Genomic DNA, 17,989 nt, shown 5'->3' on the forward strand with positions numbered 1-17,989 from the left:
GATAAAAAAATGAAAGGTTTAGAAAATTTAGGTTTAGAAAATATCGGACAAGTTTTTCATAATCTTAGTTATGATGAACTTTTAAAGCATGAAATTCAAAATAAAGAAGGAATATGCACAAATAATGGAACTTTTAGTGTAGATACAGGAATTTTTACTGGAAGAAGTCCAAAAGATAAGTATTTTGTAAAACAAGATCCTTCTCAAAAATTTATAGCTTGGGGTAAAATTAATCAACCAATTAGCGAGGAATTATTTGAAAAACTTTTAATGAAAGCAAAACATCAATTAAGTAATTGTGATATTTATATTCAAGATGCTTATTGTGGTGCTTCATTAAAAAGTCGTAAAGCAGTGCGTTTTATAACTCAAGTTGCTTGGCAAGCACATTTTGTAAAAAATATGTTTATTTGTCCTAAAGAGAAAGATTTAGATGATTTTAGGCCAGATTTTGTGGTGTATAATGCTTGCAAATGTGTAAATGAGGACTATGAAGAAGATAAATTAAATTCAGAAGTATTTGTTATTTTTAATATAGAAAAAAACATAGCAGTAATTGGTGGGACGTGGTATGGCGGTGAGATGAAAAAAGGAATTTTTTCTATGATGAATTATTGGCTACCACTTGAGAATAAACTTCCTATGCATTGTAGTGCTAATGTAGGAAAAAATGGAGATGTTGCACTTTTCTTTGGACTTAGCGGAACAGGAAAAACTACTCTTTCAACTGATCCTAAAAGAAGATTAATAGGTGATGATGAACATGGTTGGGATGATGAAGGAGTGTTTAATTTTGAGGGGGGTTGTTATGCAAAATGTATTAACCTAGATCCTAATAATGAGCCAGAAATTTATGGTGCAATCAAGCAAAATGCACTTTTAGAAAATGTAGTTTTAAGAGCTGATTTGAGTGTAGATTTTAATGATAATTCAAAAACTGAAAATACTAGAGTTTCTTATCCTATTGATCATATTTTAAATTATGAAAAAAGTTTATGTGCTACTCATCCAAGTAATATTATATTTTTATCCGCTGATGCTTTTGGCGTATTGCCTCCTGTTAGTAAGCTTAGCAAAGAACAGGCTATGTATTATTTTTTGAGTGGTTATACAGCAAAAGTTGCAGGTACTGAAAGAGGTATAACAGAACCAGTTGCGACTTTTTCAGCTTGTTTTGGCGAAGTATTTTTACCACTTCATCCAACTATATATGCAAAACTTTTAGGTGAAAAAATTACTAAATACAATGTGAATGTTTATTTAGTAAATACAGGTTGGAGTGGGGGTGCTTATGGTACTGGAAAAAGAATGAGTATTAAGGTAACTAGAGCTTGCATTGATGCAATTTTAGATGGTAGTATTTTAAATTGTGATTTTGAAAATTATGACTTATTTAATCTTGCAGTACCAAAACAACTAAATGGTGTTGAAAGCAATTTATTAAATCCTATTAATGCTTGGAAAGATAAAAAAATTTATGAAGAAACTAAAGTCAAACTTGCAAAAATGTTTATAGAAAATTTCAAACGATACGAAGATGTTCAAGAGGGTGTTGAATTTAAACTAGCAGGTCCAGTATTCTAAAAAGAGTTTAAACTCTTTTTAGAATAGTGATTTTGGATTGACTTGATTGTCTTTATTTTTTGGGAGTTCAAATCCACCTAACATATGAAAATGTAAATGAAATACTTCTTGCCCGCTATGTTTTCCACAATTTGTTATTAGTCTATATCCACTTTTATCAAGTCCTAATAATACTGCTAATTCTTGAATGAATTTTGTCATTTCACACATTATTTCAGGATTTAATTCTTGAAAATTTTCAAAATGTTCTTTTGGGATAATTAGAATATGTATAGGTGCTTTAGGATTAATATCATGAAATGCTAAGAATTTCTCGCTTTCTAAAACCTTATTAGCTGGAATTTTTCCTTCTACTATAAGTTCAAAAATAGTTTTTTCTCTCATTATTTTTCCTTTTTTAGTTTGATTTTTTGCTAAGTTTAAATAATTTTACATTAGAATATTTTTAAAAAATTATTTGGAGCAAAAAATTGCAAAAAAATATAATATCACAAATTAATTCTGTAAATACTTTAGTAGAGCTTGAAGATTTAAGAGTTCGTATTTTAGGCAAAAAAGGGATTTTAACCTTAGAATTTGCTAAATTAAGAGATTTACAAGGTGAAGAAAAAAAAGAGTTTGCTAGTAATTTAAATAAAATAAGAGATGAATTTAATTATATGTATCAAGCAAAACTTAAAGGATTAGAAGAAGAAGCTTTAGATGAAAAAATGAAGCAAAATATACAAGAATTTAGTTTTTTTGATGAAATTTCAAATTCAGGTGCTTTGCACCCAGTTGCTTTTACTATGGATAAAATTATAGAGTATTTTAGTGCTCTAAATTTTAGTATAGAAAAAGGTCCATTGATAGAAGATGATTTTCATAATTTTGAGGCTTTAAATTTACCACAAAATCATCCTGCTAGAGATATGCAAGATACTTTTTATTTTGAAGATAAAACTTTACTTAGGTCGCAAACTTCTCCAGTGCAAATTAGAACTATGCTTGCGCAAAAACCTCCCATTAGAATGATAGCACCAGGTGCAGTTTTTAGAAGAGATTTTGATATTACACATACTCCTATGTTTCATCAAGTGGAAGGACTTGTAGTTGAAGAAGGTAATAAAATTAATTTTGCAAATTTAAAGGATATGTTAGAAAATTTCTTAAAATATATGTTTGGCGATGTAAAAGTGCGTTTTCGACCAAGTTTTTTTCCATTTACAGAGCCTTCAGCTGAAGTTGATATTTCTTGTGTGTTTTGTAAAGGCTGTGGATGTAGAGTTTGCAAACAAACGGGTTGGTTGGAAGTTTTAGGTTGTGGAGTGGTTGATCCTAATGTTTATAATTTTGTCGGCTACAAAGATGTTAGTGGATATGCGTTTGGTTTAGGTGTGGAGCGTTTTGCTATGCTTTTGCATAAAATTCCTGATTTACGTTCTATGTTTGAGGGTGATTTGAGATTATTGGAGCAATTTAAATGATTATTAGTAAAAATTGGTTAGATGAGTGGATTGATTTAAGTGGCATTTCTACACAAACTATTATTAGTACTTTAAATTCTATAGGCTTAGAAGTTGATAATTTTAAAAATGTAAAAGCTCCAGATGGAGTGGTAGTAGGTAAAATTTTAGAAAAAATTAAGCATGAAAATTCAGATAAATTAAATGTTTGTAAAGTTGATGTTGGAAATGAAATTTTGCAAATTGTATGTGGGGCTAAAAATGTTGAAGAAGGTCAATTTGTAGCAGTTTCTTTAGTCGGTGCTTTATTGCCTAATGATATTAAGATTAAACCAGCAAAATTAAGAGGCGTAGAATCTATGGGAATGATATGCTCATCTAGTGAATTAGGTTTTGGAAAAAGCAACGAAGGAATTATGATTTTAGATGAGAGTATGGGAGAATTGATTCTTGGTAAATCTCTTAATGAATATGAGCTATTTAATGATGAAATTATTGAGATAGAAATTACTCCAAATCGTGGTGATTGTTTAAGCTTGTATGGTGTTGCACGAGATTTAAGCACAGCTTTAGATTTAAATTTAAAAGAAATAAATAATTTAAAAGAAAATGAAAATAGTGTTGGCATAGGAAGAATTTTAAGTGTTAAAAATCATACTAAATTAGATGGATTATTTGCGTATAAGGCTTTAGAAATTAAAGAAAAATTTCAACTTAGTATAGTAGTGCAAATTCGTTTAGCATTGACACAAAAATACAAAAATAATTTAATTGAAAATCTTTTATCATATAGTACTTATGCTACTGGAGTAATTTTTAATGCGTATGATTTTCATAAACTTTGTAAAGAATGTCAAGTTGATAAAAAAATTATTTTAGAAATAAAAGTCCAAGAACACGGAGAATATGCTATTTATTATGATGATAAATTAATTTCTTTAGCTGGAATTGAACAAAAAGATGAATTTAAAATTGACGATGATAGCAAGATTGTTATTATCGAGGCAAATTACACTCATCCATATGTTATTGCTAATGCTTTAGCTTATTATAAAAATAAAAATGATATGAATTATCATACCTCAAGGGGTAGCGAACCTAAACTTTCTTTAGGTATAGATTATTTATTAAATGAGTGTTTAAAAATAGAACAAATTAGTGTTTTTTCAGGAGTTCAACAAGTATTTAGTGAAATAGATGAGAAAATTATAGGAATTTTCACAAGTGATATTGATAAAATTATTGGTATGCCAATAGATAAAAATATTTTAGTTAAAATTTTAAAAAAATTAGGTTTTGAAATTTCTGTTATTAATGATGAGCAAATTAATGTAAAAATTCCTTTACATCGAAGTGATATAACTAATATTGCCGACATTAGTGAAGAAATTTTAAGAATGATAGGTATTGATAATATTCCTTCAAAAGCTTTAGAATTTAAAGAAAAAAATCGCTTAAATAAAATTTATTTTGACTATCAAGAACTTAAAAATTTGAGATTAAAAGCTAGTCATAATGGGTATTTTGAAAGCATACATTATGTTTTAGATAATGAAGAAGAATTAAATACTTTAGGTTTTAAGTGTATTAAAAATAAATTAATTAATCCTATAACAAGCGAGCTTAACACTTTAAGAAGCACTTTGATTAATCATCTTTTAAATGCAGTTAGTTTTAATCTTAAAAATTCTAAAAAGAAGATTAAGCTTTTTGAATGTGGTAGTATTTTTGATGAGCATTCTATTGAGCATTCTAAATTTGCTATGATTTATTGTGGTTTTAAAGAAGAGCCAAAAATTTCAAATCAAGCAAAGCCGGCAATGATTGATTTTTATACTTTTTTGACTGAACTTAAAAGTATTATAGGGGAATTTAGTATGCAAAAATCCCATTATAATTTTTTAAATCCATATGAACAAGCTGCAGTTTATAAAAATGGCAAGCATATAGGTTTTGTTGGAAGAGTGCATTTGAGTATTGAAAATAAGAGAGATTTAATAAAAACTTATGTGTGTGAATTTGATGTTGAAGACTTAAAGCAAGATTTAAAAATTGTTAAAAAGTATTCTAAATTTCCTTCTGTAAGTAGAGATTTAAGTATTATGATTCCCAAAGGATTTGAATATGATAAAATCAAAAAAGCTATTATTAAACTAGATATAGATATTTTAGAAAGCTTTAAGGTAGTGGATTTATATACTGATGAGTCTTTTGGAGATTTTTATAGTTTGACAATTAATTTTATATTTAGGAATTTTGAAAAGACCTTAGAAGATAGTATTGTCATAGAACAAACTAATAAGATTTTACAAACTTTAAATGAAAATTTTGGATTAAAGCTTAGATGAGAATTTTTCCTATACCTTCTTTTATGGCAACATTTGAAAATATAGCATCTGATAAATCTATATCTCATCGTTGTGCAATTTTTTCTTTACTTACTAATGATACTTGCAAGATAAGAAATTATCTTAAAGCACAAGATACATTAAATACTTTAAAGATTATTACTTTGCTAGGTGCTAAAGTTAGAAGTGATGAAAATTACATTTATATTACTCCACCAAAAAAAATTCAATCTCCCAATGAAGTATTAGATTGTGGAAATTCTGGCACTTCAATGAGACTTTTTATAGGGTTATTAAGCTCTATTGAAAATGAATTTTTTGTATTAAGTGGCGATAAGTATTTAAATGCTAGACCAATGCAAAGAGTATGCAGACCATTGCAAAATATTAATGCTAAAATTTATGGAAGAAATGAAGCAAATTTAGCTCCTATTTGCATTGAAGGGGTTAAAATTGATAATTTTAATTACAAGAGCGATATAGCATCTGCTCAAGTAAAAACAGCTATGATATTAGCAGCTTTAAATGCAAAAGATAAATGCTATTTTGAGGAGGTAGAGCTTTCAAGAGATCATAGTGAGATAATGCTTGCTAAAATGGGTGCAGATATTAAAAAAATAAATGATTTAGAAACTAAAATTCAAATAATGCCTTTAAAAAATAAGCTTAAACCTTTTGAGATTTACGTGCCCAATGACCCATCATCAGCCTTTTATTTTGCAATAGCTGCTTGTATTTTACCTAACTCTAAAGTTATTTTAAAAAATATTGTATTAAATAAAACTCGCATAGAGGCATTTAAAATTTTAGAAAAAATGGGTGCGAATATTTTTTATATTCAAACTGCAAATGACTATGAAAATGTAGGAGAAATTTGTGTTGAAAGTTCCTGCTTAAATGGTGTTATAGTAAATAAAAATATAGCTTGGCTAATAGATGAAATTCCTGCACTTGCTATAGCTTTTGCGTGTGCAAATGGCAAAAGTATTATACAAAATGCTAAAGAACTTCGTGTAAAAGAAAGTGATAGGATTAAAGCTATAGTTTTAAATTTGCGAAAATGTGGAGTAAAAATAAAAGAATTTGAAGATGGTTTTGAGATTGAAGGTGGTGTATCTAATGGTGCTAAAATAGAAAGCTTTGGTGATCATCGTATAGCAATGTCTTTTTTGATTTTGGGGTTAAAATATGGAATGGAAGTAGATGATTGTGATTGTATTCAAACTTCTTTTCCAAATTTTATAAATATGTTAAAACAAATGGGGGCTAAATTTGGAGATTGAGTTAGCAAGTAGCTATGGATTTTGCTTTGGAGTAAAAAGAGCAATTAAAAAAGCAGAGCAAATTAAAGATGCAGTTACTATAGGGCCTTTAATTCATAATAATGAAGAAATTACTCGTTTGTGGAAAAATTATAATGTTAAAACTTTACGTGATATTAACGAATTAAAAAATGAAGAAAAGGCTATCATTAGAACACATGGTATCACAAAACAAGACTTAGAAGAGCTAAAGAGAAAAGATATAGAGATTTTTGATGCAACTTGCCCTTTTGTTACTAAACCTCAAAAAATTTGTGAGCAAATGAGTAGCGAGGGTTATGAAATTATTATTTTTGGAGATGAAAATCATCCTGAAGTTAAGGGTGTGAAAAGTTATGTGAGCACAAAAGCTTATGTGATACTTGATGAAAAAGAATTAATTGATATAAAATTACCTTCTAAAGTAGCCGTAATTTCACAAACTACAAAAAAAGTTGAAAAATTTATGGATATAGTAAATTTTTTAATGCTCAAAGTTAAAGAAGTAAGAGTTTTTAACACAATTTGCGATGCGACTTTTAAAAATCAAGAAGCTATTAATGAACTTGCTAAAAAAAGTGATGTGATGATTATAGTTGGCGGTAAAAATTCAGCTAATACTAAACAATTATTTTTGATAGCTAAAAATTATTGTGAAGATAGTTATTTAATAGAAAATGAAAAAGAAATTCAAAGAGAGTGGTTTGTTAATAAAAAACAATGTGGAGTAAGTGCAGGTGCTTCAACACCTGATTGGGTTATAAATTTGGTATTAGAAAAAATAAAGGAATATGCTTAAAATTAATTAAGTTTAAAGAAAACAATATTATAATCTACAATTAAAAAATCTAAAATAAAGGACCACGATGAGCGAGGTGAACAAAAAAGTTCAAAATAGACTAGAGGACATAGTCGTAGAAGAAGATTTTGAGCAGATGCTTGAAGAATCTTTTAAATTTAATGAAGAAGCAGCTACACAAGGTGTTATTGTCGAAATTAAAGATAATGAAGTATTTATTAATATTGGACAAAAATCTGAAGGTATTTTGAGCTTAGAAGAAATTAAAAATAACGAAGGCGAATTAATTTTTAAAGAAGGCGATACTTTAGAAGTTGCTATAATAGGTTCTCGCAGTGGCAGATCTTTACTTTCTCATAAAAAAGCTTTAAGAAAACAAAAGGTAAAGGAATTTATAGAAAACTATAAAGAAGATGATAATGCATTTGATGTAAAAATTATTGGTAAAAATAAAGGTGGTTTTGTAGCTATTGATGATAATGGTGTTGAATTTTTTCTTCCAAGATCACAGAGCAATTTTAGAGATAACAATATTATAAATAAAGTCTTTAAAGTAAAGATCATTAAAATAGACACTGAAACTCAAAGTATTGTTGTTTCAAGAAAAAAGATTGTAGATGAAGAAAGAAAAAAACGCAAAGAAGTTATTTCAAATGTTATTAATCAAAACGAAGTTATCGAGGGTATAGTAAAGAAAATTACAACTTATGGAATGTTTGTAGATGTAGGTGGTGTTGATGGATTGGTTCATTATAGTGAGATTTCTTATAAGGGTCCGGTAAATCCTAATTCTTTATATAATGAAGGCGATAAAGTTCCAGTAAAAGTTATAAAATATGATAAAGAGAAAAAACACCTTTCTTTGTCTATAAAATCTGCAATGCCAGATCCTTGGGAAGAGATTAAAGATGGCTTAGAAATTGGTGATACTATTAAAGTTAATGTATCCAATATAGAACCTTATGGTGCATTCGTAGATTTAGGCAACGATATAGAGGGATTTTTACACATAAGTGAAATTTCTTGGGATAAAAATGCTAAAAATCCAAGGGATTACATTAGCGAAGGTCAAGAGCTTGATGTAGAAGTTATTGAGATTGATGTAAAAGCAAGAAGACTTAGAGTTTCTTTGAAAAATTTACTTGCAAAGCCTTTTGATGAATTTTTAAAAAATTATAAAACTGGTGATGTTGTTACAGGTAATATTACTTCTATAACTAATTTTGGTGCATTTGTTAAGATTGCAAATATGGAAGGCTTATTGCATAATGAAGATGCTTCGTGGGATAGAAATGATAAATGCAAGGACTTGTATAAAGTTGGTGATAAAGTAGAAGTTAAGATTATTAAGTTAGATAAAGAAGGGCAAAAAATTTCTTTGAGTATTAAAGAATTGCAAAAGAGTCCTGTTCAATCATATGCTCAAAATCATAATGTAAATGAAATTGTTGTGGGTAAAATTCGCGATATTAAGGATTTTGGCTTATTTGTAGAATTAGATGAGGGTGTAGATGCTTTAATTCATAAAGAAGATTTAGGTAATGTTGATCCTAGTAATTTAAAAATAGGTGAAAATATAGAAGCTTTAATTGTTTTTATTGATGAAAAGAAAAATAGAATTCGTTTAAGTATTAAAAGCCTTGCTAGGATAAAAGAAAGAGAAGCACTTAATGAAATTAATGATAATGATAAGGTTACTTTAGGTGATATTATAAAAGATAAACTTTCATAATAACAGATGAAAAGATATACCCTTTATGGTATTTTAGGCTTTTTAAGCCTAGTTTTATTAATAGCTTTTATTTTTATGGTGAAATATGCGAGTGTAGGAAGTTTGCATATTTCACAAAATATTAAGTATTCTTTTAATGATATTAAAAAAGAAATTCCTCAAACTTGGCAAGACAAATTAGCAAATTTTAAAGTAAATGATTATTATCCAGCTGCTAATGAATTTTATATGAGTTTTAATATGGACGATTCCGCGGTAAAACCTAAGCAAAAAATCTATATTCTTGATGTAAATAAAAATGATGTATATTCTATGTTTTGTTTAAAGCAGACGTTGCAAAATTTTTTAGTTAAATATACTTTAATTCGAAGTAAAAATGAAGTAGTGATTTACCTTGATACTGATAATAAGCAAGTGTTAAAGAATTTAATTGAACAACTAAAAATTTATGATATAGATGCAAATTTAAAGGAGGTATGGTTGTGAAAAAAATTATAGTGTGCGATGCAATTTTAGACAAAGGGATTGAGCTTTTAAAAAATGCTGATGATATAGAATTTATAGATGCTTCTCATTTGTCTAAAGAAATGCTTTTAACAAAACTTGCTGATGTTGATGTTGCAATTACTAGAAGTTCTACTGATGTTGATTTAAAATTTATCAATGCTTGTAAAAATTTAAAAGCTTTAGTGCGAGCTGGTGTGGGTATTGATAATGTAGATATTGATGAGTGCTCTAAAAGAGGTATTATAGTAATGAATGTTCCAACAGCAAATACTATTGCTGCTGTGGAACTTACAATGAATCATTTGCTTTGTTCTGCTAGATCTTTTGTAAATGCCCATAACTTTTTAAAAATTCAAAGAAAATGGGAAAGAGAGTTATGGTATGGTATAGAACTTATGAATAAAACTTTAGGTGTGATAGGTTTTGGTAATATAGGCTCAAGAGTAGCAGTTCGTGCTAAAGCATTTGGTATGAAAGTAATTGCTTATGATCCTTATGTTGCAGCTTCAAAAATAACAGAGCTTGGTGTAGAATATGCAGATTCTTTAGATGAAATTTTAACTCAAAGTGACTTTATAACAATCCATACGCCAAAAACAAAAGAAACAACAAATATAATTTCTTATGAAGAGATCGATAAAATGAAAGATGGTGTAAGACTTATAAATTGTGCTAGAGGTGGGCTTTATAATGAGCAAGCTTTGTGTGATGGTTTAAAAAATAACAAAATAGCATGGCTTGGTATTGATGTTTTTGATAAAGAACCAGCAATTAATCATCAATTTTTAGATTTTGAAAATATTTCAGTTACTTCTCATTTAGGCGCTAACACTTTAGAAAGTCAAGAAAATATATCCATACAAGCTTGTGAGCAGGCTTTAAATGCAGTTAGAGGTATATCTTATCCAAATGCTTTAAATTTGCCAATTAAAACAGAAGATTTGCCTAATTTTGTAGCTCCATATATAGAATTGATTTCAAAAATGGGATTTTTAGCAGTTCAACTTGATAAAAGTCCTATTAAAGCTATAAAATTAGAAAGCGAAGGTGAGATTGGTGATTATAGCGAATCTTTGCTAACTTTTGTGGTAGTAAGTGTTTTAAGGGGAATATTAGGTGAAAAGATTAATTATATAAATGCAAAATTTGTTGCTAAAGATAAAGATATAGAACTTTCTTACAAAATTTTACCAAGGAGTGGATATAGCAATAAAATTACGATTAAAGTTATTACAGATAATTCAAATCTTTCTATATCTGGAACTATTTTTGGTGATAATGATCAAAGAATAGTTGAGATAAATGGTTTTGACATAGATTTTAAACCTAAAGGAAAGATGATTATTTTAAACAATAATGACATTCCAGGGGTTATTGCAAATGTGAGTGGAATTTTAGCCAATAATAATGTCAATATTGCAGATTTTAGACTTGGTAGAAATGGATTTGGCAAAGCTTTAGCGGTAATTTTATTAGATGAAAAAATTTCAAAAAAATTACTTGAAGAATTAAGAGCAATAGATGCTTGTATTTTTGCTGAATATGCAGAAATTTAAAGTTTTTTATAAAACTTAATTGATACAATTAAAATTGAATTTAAAATTTAAGGAAAATATATGGCTTCTTATGGAATGGGAGATTTAAAGAAAGGCTTAAAGATAGAGATTGATGGTGTTCCTTTCAAGATAGTAGAGTATCAACACGTTAAACCAGGTAAAGGTCCAGCTTTTGTTCGTATTAAGATTAAGTCTTTTATTGATGGTAAAGTTTTAGAAAAAACTTTTCATGCAGGAGATAAGTGTGAATCACCGAATTTAGAAGAAAAACAGATGCAATATTTATATGATGATGGTGAAAATTGCCAGTTTATGGATACTCAAACTTATGAGCAAGTTGCTATTAGTGATGAAGATGTAGGTGAAGTCAAAAAATGGATGCTTGATGGAATTATGGTTGATGTATTATTTCATAATGGCAAGGCAATTGGTGTTGAGGTGCCACAAGTAATGGAGCTTAAGATTATAGAAACTGCACCTAATTTTAAAGGTGATACTCAAGGATCTAATAAAAAACCTGCTACATTAGAAACTGGTGCAGTGGTGCAAATACCTTTTCATGTATTAGAAGGTGAAACAATTCGCGTTGATACGACGCGTGGTGAATATATTGAAAGAGCTAATAAATAATACCCTTATTTTTCAAGGGTAGATTTATAAAGTTCTTAATTTATTGATTTCATCTCTAAGCATAGCGGCCTTTTCAAATTCAAGATCTTTGGCAGCTTCTAGCATTTGTTTTCTTAAATCTTTGATTATTTTTGCACGTTCTTTTGCAGGAATTTTTTCTAGCTCTTTTCCTTTGCGATAGATTTCTGCTTGATCTATCTCTTGTTTTAAGCTTTTTTCAATATCTCTTTTTACTGAAGTTGGAGTGATATTGTGTTTTTTATTATAAGCTTCTTGTAAAATTCTTCTTTGATTAGTAGTTTCAATAGCCTCTTGCATAGATTTTGTGATTTTTTTACAAAAAAGCAATACTTTACCATTTATATTTCTAGCAGCTCTACCCATAGTTTGAATGAGTGCAGTTGTGCTTCTTAAAAAACCTTCTTTATCAGCGTCCATAATGGCTATTAAAGAAACTTCTGGTAAATCAAGTCCTTCTCTTAAAAGATTAATTCCTATTAAAATATCAAAAGAACCGCTTCTTAAGGCACGAATTATTTCATTTCTTTCAATGGCATCAATTTCTGAATGCATATATTTAACTTTCAAACCTAGTTCAAGATAATATTTGCTAAGATCTTCTGCCATTTTTTTAGTTAAAACGGTGATTAACACTCTTTCACGACGTTTTATTACTTTTTTTGCTTCGTCAAATAAAATTTCTACTTGATTGTCGCTATCTTTAAGTTCAATGATAGGATCTAATAAACCTGTAGGTCGCATAATTTGATGAAATATATTATCCTTACTAAGTTCTAATTCAAGAGGTGCTGGAGTAGCTGAAACAAATAAAAATTTACAATTTTTATTAATAAATTCATCAAACATCAAAGGACGATTATCTAAAGCACTAGGCAAACGAAAACCATAATCAACTAAAACTTGTTTTCTACTACGATCTCCTGCAAACATACCTTTAAATTGTGGTAAAGAAACATGACTTTCATCTATAATTACTAAAAAATCTTTGTTTTTAATAGCAAAATAATCAAATAATGTATAAGGAGTATCACCACTTTTAAGTCCTGTGAGATGTAGTGCATAATTTTCTACCCCCTTGCACATTCCTGTGCTTTGTAGCATTTCAAGATCAAATTCAACTCTTTGTTTTAATCTTTGAGCTTCTACGAGTTTATTTTCGTGCTCAAAATAAGCTAAACGTTCATTAAGTTCAACTTTAATACCTATAATAGCCTCTTTAAGTCTAGTCTCACCCACGCTAAATTGACTTGTTGGATAAAGTATAAATTTGCTTAAATTTTTACCTTTTTTATTTTCTAAAATATTGTAATGATACATATCTTCAAGTTCATCACCAAAAAATTCAAGTCTAATTGCTTCATCTTCATAATATGCTGGATAAATATCAATTATATCTCCATTTACTCTAAAATCAGCTCTATCAAAAAAATTATCATTGCGTTTATAACCCATATCTACAAGTTTTTTTAATAATTGTTTTTGTGAAATTTGCATATTTAATTCAAATATTAAAACCATACCAATATATTCACTAGGATTACCTAAACCATAATTTGCTGAAACACTTGCAATACAAATTACATCATCATAACTTAAAAGCGAAGCACTCGCACTTAGTCTTAATCTTTCTAAATCTTCATTTGTAGAACTATCTTTTTCTATAAAAACATCTGTTCTTGGTATGTAAGCTTCAGGTTGATAATAATCATAATAACTTATAAAATATTCCACGTGATTTTTTGAAAAAAATCCTTTAAATTCGCTATAAAGTTGAGCACACAAGCTTTTATTATGAGACATAATTAAAGTTGGCATATTAAGTTGTTTGATTATATTGGCCATAGTAAATGTTTTACCACTTCCTGTAACACCAAGTAAAGTTTGATATTTGTTACCTTTTTTGATGCTTTTAACAATACCATCTATAGCTTGTTTTTGATCAGGACTTGGCGTATAATTACTTACAAGATTAAACATAAATTTTCCTATGATTATTTTTTATGAATTTTACACAAAAATTTTTGTAAAATTAAATTTTTTTTTGTTACAATTGCATATTTTAAAGACTCTTAAATAATTAAAATCAAAAAAGGTAAGACAATGTATGATGAAAAAATTATCAATACTATGACAGATAAGGTAAATGAGCTGATTGAAAAATACAATGAAGTGTGTGATATAAATGAAAATTTAAGAAATGAGCTAGTAAGCGTAAAAGCACAAAATGAAGCAAAGAGTAGTCAAATTGCACGCTTAGAAGAAGAATTAAAATCACGTAATGCACAAAGTGAAGATATTTATAAAAAAATAGAGGCAGTTCTTGGCAAATAAAAATCAAAGAAAAGTTACAATCAATGTCTATGCTAAAGATTTTGTTGTAACTTGCAGTAATGAATTTGCTAATCATCTTGAAGATGAGATAGCTTTAATATCTGGAGGCACAGGAAAGATAGAGCTTGCAAATTTTATTAATACCTTTGTAAAACTTAGTTATGAAAATTATATTGTAAAAAAAGAATTAAATAAACTTATAGTTGCTATAGATAAAGAAATTAAAAAAAATGCGATTTAAAAGAGCTTTTACTATGATAGAGCTTATTTTTTGTATGATTATTATCGCGATACTTTCAGCAATAGCTTATCCTTATTTTTCTTTTACTAAAACAGATGCAAAAATTATTAAATTAAAAAGCGAAGTAGAATTTATTAACGCATCTTTAGCCATACTTAGAAATCAATTTGTATTTAGTCAATCAAAATTTCCTAAAATTTTAGATGAATCTTTGATTAATAGGGAAAATCAGAAACTTTTTTATTGCTCTTATAACCAAATTCAAAATTGCAATAGTGATAATTGCTGCTCTTATAGTGTGCTTGAAAAAGCTATAATATCAAGCAAAACTTCTTGGATGAAAACTGGAAATAACCAATATAGATATTTTATTAATGCTAAAATTTATGTCGATTTTTTATATGATAGTCAAAAGGTTTTTTTAAAATGCGTGAGTTTAAATTGTAAGGATTATGGAATTTGAAGTATTACGAACTAGCTATTAAGGGATACTATCTTAATACGCTAATTTTTGAAAGTCAAGAACATATAGAGCTTTTGAGTGAAGTTGTAGTAGATGTAGCTAATAAAAAAAATCTTAAAGCTATAGTGTTAAAAGAATGTGCAAAGCCAGATTTTAAAACTCAAGCAATTAAAGAAAAAACTCATAATAAAATTACAAATTTTCAATACGAGCTTGCTAAATTTATTACTTATTATTATGCGAGTAAGATTTCTTTTGTTTTAGGAATGTTTGAAAGTATATATACTCATACTGCAAGAAAACCTTTACATATAGAAAATACTCCAAAATTAAGTATTGAACAAAAAAAAGCATTGAAATTTATAAAAGAGCATAAAAATTCTTTGTTATTTGGTGATACAGGTTGTGGAAAAACTGAAATTTATATTTCATTAATTAAAGAATATTTAGAACAAGGTAAGCAAGTTTTGCTTTTAATGCCAGAAATTGCTTTAACCTCACAGATGGAAAAGAGATTGAAAATTTATTTTAATGAGCATTTTTTTTTATGGCATTCTAAAATTTCTAAAAAGAAAAAACAAAATTATTTACAAAATTTACAAAATTCTAATACGCTTTTAGTAGCTGGTGCAAGGTCGGCTTTGTTTTTGCCTTTTGAAAATTTAGGACTTATTATTGTAGATGAAGAGCATGATAATTCTTATAAAGCAAACAATAATCCAAGACTTAATGCTAGAGATTTAGCTTTATTTTTAGCAAAGAAAAATGATATCAAAATACTTTTAGGATCAGCAACTCCTAGTGTAGTAAGTTTTTATAAACATTTTGTATATAGACTTAAAGGGACATTTTTTGAGAGCAAAAAAGAGTTTTTGTATGATGAAAGCGAGGATATTATTTCATCTAAATTGCTTTTAGAATTAAGAAATACTTTAAGAGAAAAAAAGCAAGCAATAGTTTTTTTACCTATAAGAGCAAATTTTAGACAAATTTTATGTAAAGATTGTGGTGTTACGATAAAGTGTCCATTTTGTTCAGTGGCTTTAAGTTTGCATAAAAAAAAGAATATTTTAAAATGTCATTATTGTAATTTTACCAAGGAGATTGATAAGAAGTGTCCAAGTTGCAATGCTATTATGTTTGAAGCAAAAAAAATGGGGACAGCAGAACTTTGTGAGCGTTTAGAAAAAGAGTTTGATAAATATAATGCTGTAATAAAAAAATTTGATAGTGATGAAATTAGCAGTGTAACAAAGCTTGATAAAATATTAAAAGATTTTAATGAACAAAAAATAGATATTTTAGTTGGCACTTCAATGCTTGCTAAAGGTCATGATTATCATAATGTAAATTTGAGTGTTATTTTAGGTTTAGATGAATATTTATTTAAACCTAGTTTTAAAGCTTTAGAAGAAACTTTATCTTTAGCTATGCAAGTTGCTGGAAGAACTGGTAGAAAAGGTGTTGGTAGGGTTTTATTGCAAACTAAAAATAAAGCTTTCTTTGAAAAATATATAGAAAATTATGATGCTTTTTTAGAAGATGAATTATATATAAGAAAAGATCTTTATCCGCCGTATAAACGACTTTTAAGATTGATTATCGAAGATGAGGATAAAGAAAAAGCTTTTACAATATGTGAGTATTTGCTTAATCATTGTAATAATATTAAGCAAGTTGAGGTTATAGGAAGTGGAAGTTGTGCAATTGAAATATTAAATAAAAAATGGCGTTTTTATGTATTATTACGTAGTGAATTTTATCAAGAACTTGTTAAAATAGAACATTTTGCTTTAAATTATAAAAATGTAATTTGTGACATAGATCCTATTGATTTTAGTTAATTTTCATAATTTTTAAGTTCAAGTAATTATAAAAAATTTATAAAAAGTGAGAAAAATGAGTTATCAAAGATATAAAACAAAACAGATTAAAGTAGGCGATGTTTTAATTGGAGGTGATGCACCTATTTCAGTGCAATCTATGTTGTTTAGCAAAACAAGAAATATTCAAGCTTCCTTAGAGCAGCTCAATAGGCTTTATTTTGCTGGAGCAAATATTGTGCGTTTAGCTTGTCTTGATATGATTGATGCAAAGGCTTTAAAAGAGATTAAGGAAAAAAGTCCGCTACCTTTGATAGTTGATATCCATTTTAATTATAAATTAGCCGTATTTTGTGCTGAATTTATTGATGGCATTCGCATAAATCCTGGCAATATTGGTTCAAAAGAAAATATTAAAGAAGTCGTAAAAGCATGCAAACAAAGAAATATCCCTATACGCATAGGTATAAATCATGGCTCCATAGAAAAACAATTTAGTAATAAATATGGTTATAATGTAGAAGCTATGCTAGAAAGTGCTAAGTATAATATTAAACTTTTAGAAGATTTGGATTTTTTTGATATCAAAATTTCAATGAAAACTTCAAATGTGCAAAAAACTATAGAAGCTTATGAAAAATTACGCCCACTTTGTGATTATCCTTTTCATCTTGGAGTAACAGAGGCAGGCACAAAATTTCATAGTACTATAAAAAGTTCCATTGCTTTAGGAAATTTACTTTTAAAAGGCATAGGCGATACTATGCGTATTTCTATGACTGGAGAGTTAGAAGAAGAAATTCGTGTCGCAAAGGCTATTTTACAAGATAGTGGAGTGCAAAAAAACGGGATAAATATTATTTCGTGTCCAACTTGCGGACGAATTCAAAGTGATTTAGTAAGTGCTATTAAAATAGTAGAAGAAAAGACTAAACACATTAAAGAGCCTTTAAATATTAGCGTAATGGGTTGTGTGGTTAATGCACTAGGTGAAGCAAAAGGGGCAGATGTAGCGATAGCTTTTGGTAAAAATCAAGGTCTTGTAATAAGACACGGAGAAATTGTAGCTAAGCTCAAAGAAAGTGAGTTGGTAGATAGATTTTTACTTGAAGTAGAAGATGAAGTTAAATTGAGAAAAGGTGATTAAATTAGTTGTTGTTGTATGTTTTTTAGTTGTTTAGAAATTTTTATTTTGTACGGGCTTGGAT

Annotated in this window: 16 protein-coding genes; 14 read left to right on the forward strand and 2 right to left on the reverse strand. The window is 28.0% G+C overall.

All coding sequences use genetic code 11. The annotated features are described in order from the left end of the window. Nucleotides 1-9 precede the first annotated feature (9 nt). On the forward strand, nt 10-1,584 hold the full coding sequence (pckA, locus tag QZ429_RS02820; protein WP_291950765.1) for a phosphoenolpyruvate carboxykinase (ATP): 1,575 nt from the start codon (nt 10-12) through the stop codon (nt 1,582-1,584). An 18-nt stretch (nt 1,585-1,602) separates the two neighbouring features. On the opposite strand, the gene QZ429_RS02825 is transcribed toward pckA, so the two are convergent. Continuing rightward, entirely contained in the window at nt 1,603-1,968 is a 366-nt protein-coding gene (locus QZ429_RS02825) for a histidine triad nucleotide-binding protein (protein ID WP_291950768.1), read from the reverse strand. A gap of 98 nt (nt 1,969-2,066) precedes the next feature. Here QZ429_RS02825 and pheS point away from each other — a divergent pair, with 98 nt between their 5' ends. The 8 genes from pheS (at nt 2,067) to efp (ending at nt 11,902) form a co-directional block, all read left to right on the forward strand. Beyond that, nucleotides 2,067-3,050 carry a phenylalanine--tRNA ligase subunit alpha gene (pheS, locus tag QZ429_RS02830; protein WP_291950808.1) on the forward strand — a complete coding sequence of 328 codons (984 nt, stop codon included), beginning with the start codon at nt 2,067-2,069 and terminating at the stop codon, nt 3,048-3,050. Further along, nucleotides 3,047-5,377: a phenylalanine--tRNA ligase subunit beta gene (gene pheT, locus QZ429_RS02835; RefSeq protein ID WP_291950771.1), complete on the forward strand. Its 2,331-nt coding sequence runs from the start codon at nt 3,047-3,049 to the stop codon at nt 5,375-5,377. The genes pheS and pheT overlap by 4 nt, the downstream gene beginning before the upstream one ends. After that, nucleotides 5,374-6,660, forward strand: a complete 1,287-nt coding sequence (gene aroA, locus QZ429_RS02840) for a 3-phosphoshikimate 1-carboxyvinyltransferase (RefSeq protein WP_291950774.1) — start codon at nt 5,374-5,376, stop codon at nt 6,658-6,660. The genes pheT and aroA overlap by 4 nt, the downstream gene beginning before the upstream one ends. Further along, the gene (locus QZ429_RS02845) at nt 6,650-7,477 is read left to right on the forward strand and encodes a 4-hydroxy-3-methylbut-2-enyl diphosphate reductase (RefSeq protein WP_291950776.1); all 828 of its coding nucleotides are present in this window, start codon (nt 6,650-6,652) and stop codon (nt 7,475-7,477) included. Before aroA ends, QZ429_RS02845 begins: the two co-directional genes overlap by 11 nt. Nucleotides 7,478-7,544: 67 nt before the next feature. Continuing rightward, complete coding sequence (locus tag QZ429_RS02850) at nt 7,545-9,209, forward strand: 30S ribosomal protein S1 (RefSeq protein ID WP_291950779.1); 1,665 nt, start codon at nt 7,545-7,547, stop codon at nt 9,207-9,209. A 75-nt stretch (nt 9,210-9,284) separates the two neighbouring features. Next, complete coding sequence (locus tag QZ429_RS02855; RefSeq protein ID WP_291950782.1) at nt 9,285-9,695, forward strand: hypothetical protein; 411 nt, start codon at nt 9,285-9,287, stop codon at nt 9,693-9,695. Next, on the forward strand, nt 9,686-11,272 hold the full coding sequence (gene serA / locus QZ429_RS02860; protein WP_291950784.1) for a phosphoglycerate dehydrogenase: 1,587 nt from the start codon (nt 9,686-9,688) through the stop codon (nt 11,270-11,272). Before QZ429_RS02855 ends, serA begins: the two co-directional genes overlap by 10 nt. Nucleotides 11,273-11,332: 60 nt before the next feature. Then, nucleotides 11,333-11,902: an elongation factor P gene (efp, locus tag QZ429_RS02865; RefSeq protein ID WP_291950787.1), complete on the forward strand. Its 570-nt coding sequence runs from the start codon at nt 11,333-11,335 to the stop codon at nt 11,900-11,902. Between the two features lie 24 nt (nt 11,903-11,926). Here efp and uvrB read toward each other — a convergent pair whose 3' ends face one another. Beyond that, nucleotides 11,927-13,900, reverse strand: a complete 1,974-nt coding sequence (gene uvrB / locus QZ429_RS02870; RefSeq protein ID WP_291950790.1) for an excinuclease ABC subunit UvrB — start codon at nt 13,898-13,900, stop codon at nt 11,927-11,929. A gap of 123 nt (nt 13,901-14,023) precedes the next feature. Here uvrB and QZ429_RS02875 point away from each other — a divergent pair, with 123 nt between their 5' ends. From QZ429_RS02875 to ispG, 5 genes are read left to right on the forward strand one after another with little or no spacing between them, the layout of a single operon-like run. Beyond that, nucleotides 14,024-14,254: a hypothetical protein gene (locus QZ429_RS02875; RefSeq protein WP_291950793.1), complete on the forward strand. Its 231-nt coding sequence runs from the start codon at nt 14,024-14,026 to the stop codon at nt 14,252-14,254. Then, a complete protein-coding gene (locus QZ429_RS02880; protein ID WP_291950796.1) occupies nt 14,244-14,495 on the forward strand; it encodes a hypothetical protein in 252 nt (83 codons plus the stop codon). The genes QZ429_RS02875 and QZ429_RS02880 overlap by 11 nt, the downstream gene beginning before the upstream one ends. Further along, on the forward strand, nt 14,485-14,958 hold the full coding sequence (locus QZ429_RS02885; protein WP_291950799.1) for a prepilin-type N-terminal cleavage/methylation domain-containing protein: 474 nt from the start codon (nt 14,485-14,487) through the stop codon (nt 14,956-14,958). The genes QZ429_RS02880 and QZ429_RS02885 overlap by 11 nt, the downstream gene beginning before the upstream one ends. Next, the gene (locus QZ429_RS02890; RefSeq protein ID WP_291950802.1) at nt 14,955-16,802 is read left to right on the forward strand and encodes a primosomal protein N'; all 1,848 of its coding nucleotides are present in this window, start codon (nt 14,955-14,957) and stop codon (nt 16,800-16,802) included. Before QZ429_RS02885 ends, QZ429_RS02890 begins: the two co-directional genes overlap by 4 nt. A gap of 55 nt (nt 16,803-16,857) precedes the next feature. Beyond that, nucleotides 16,858-17,928 (forward strand): flavodoxin-dependent (E)-4-hydroxy-3-methylbut-2-enyl-diphosphate synthase, encoded by a 1,071-nt coding sequence (gene ispG, locus QZ429_RS02895; protein ID WP_291950805.1) that lies wholly within the window; start codon nt 16,858-16,860, stop codon nt 17,926-17,928. Nucleotides 17,929-17,989: the final 61 nt, after the last annotated feature.

The sequence above is a fragment of the Campylobacter sp. genome (assembly GCF_020024835.1).
In the GTDB taxonomy this organism is placed as follows: Bacteria; Campylobacterota; Campylobacteria; order Campylobacterales; family Campylobacteraceae; genus Campylobacter_D.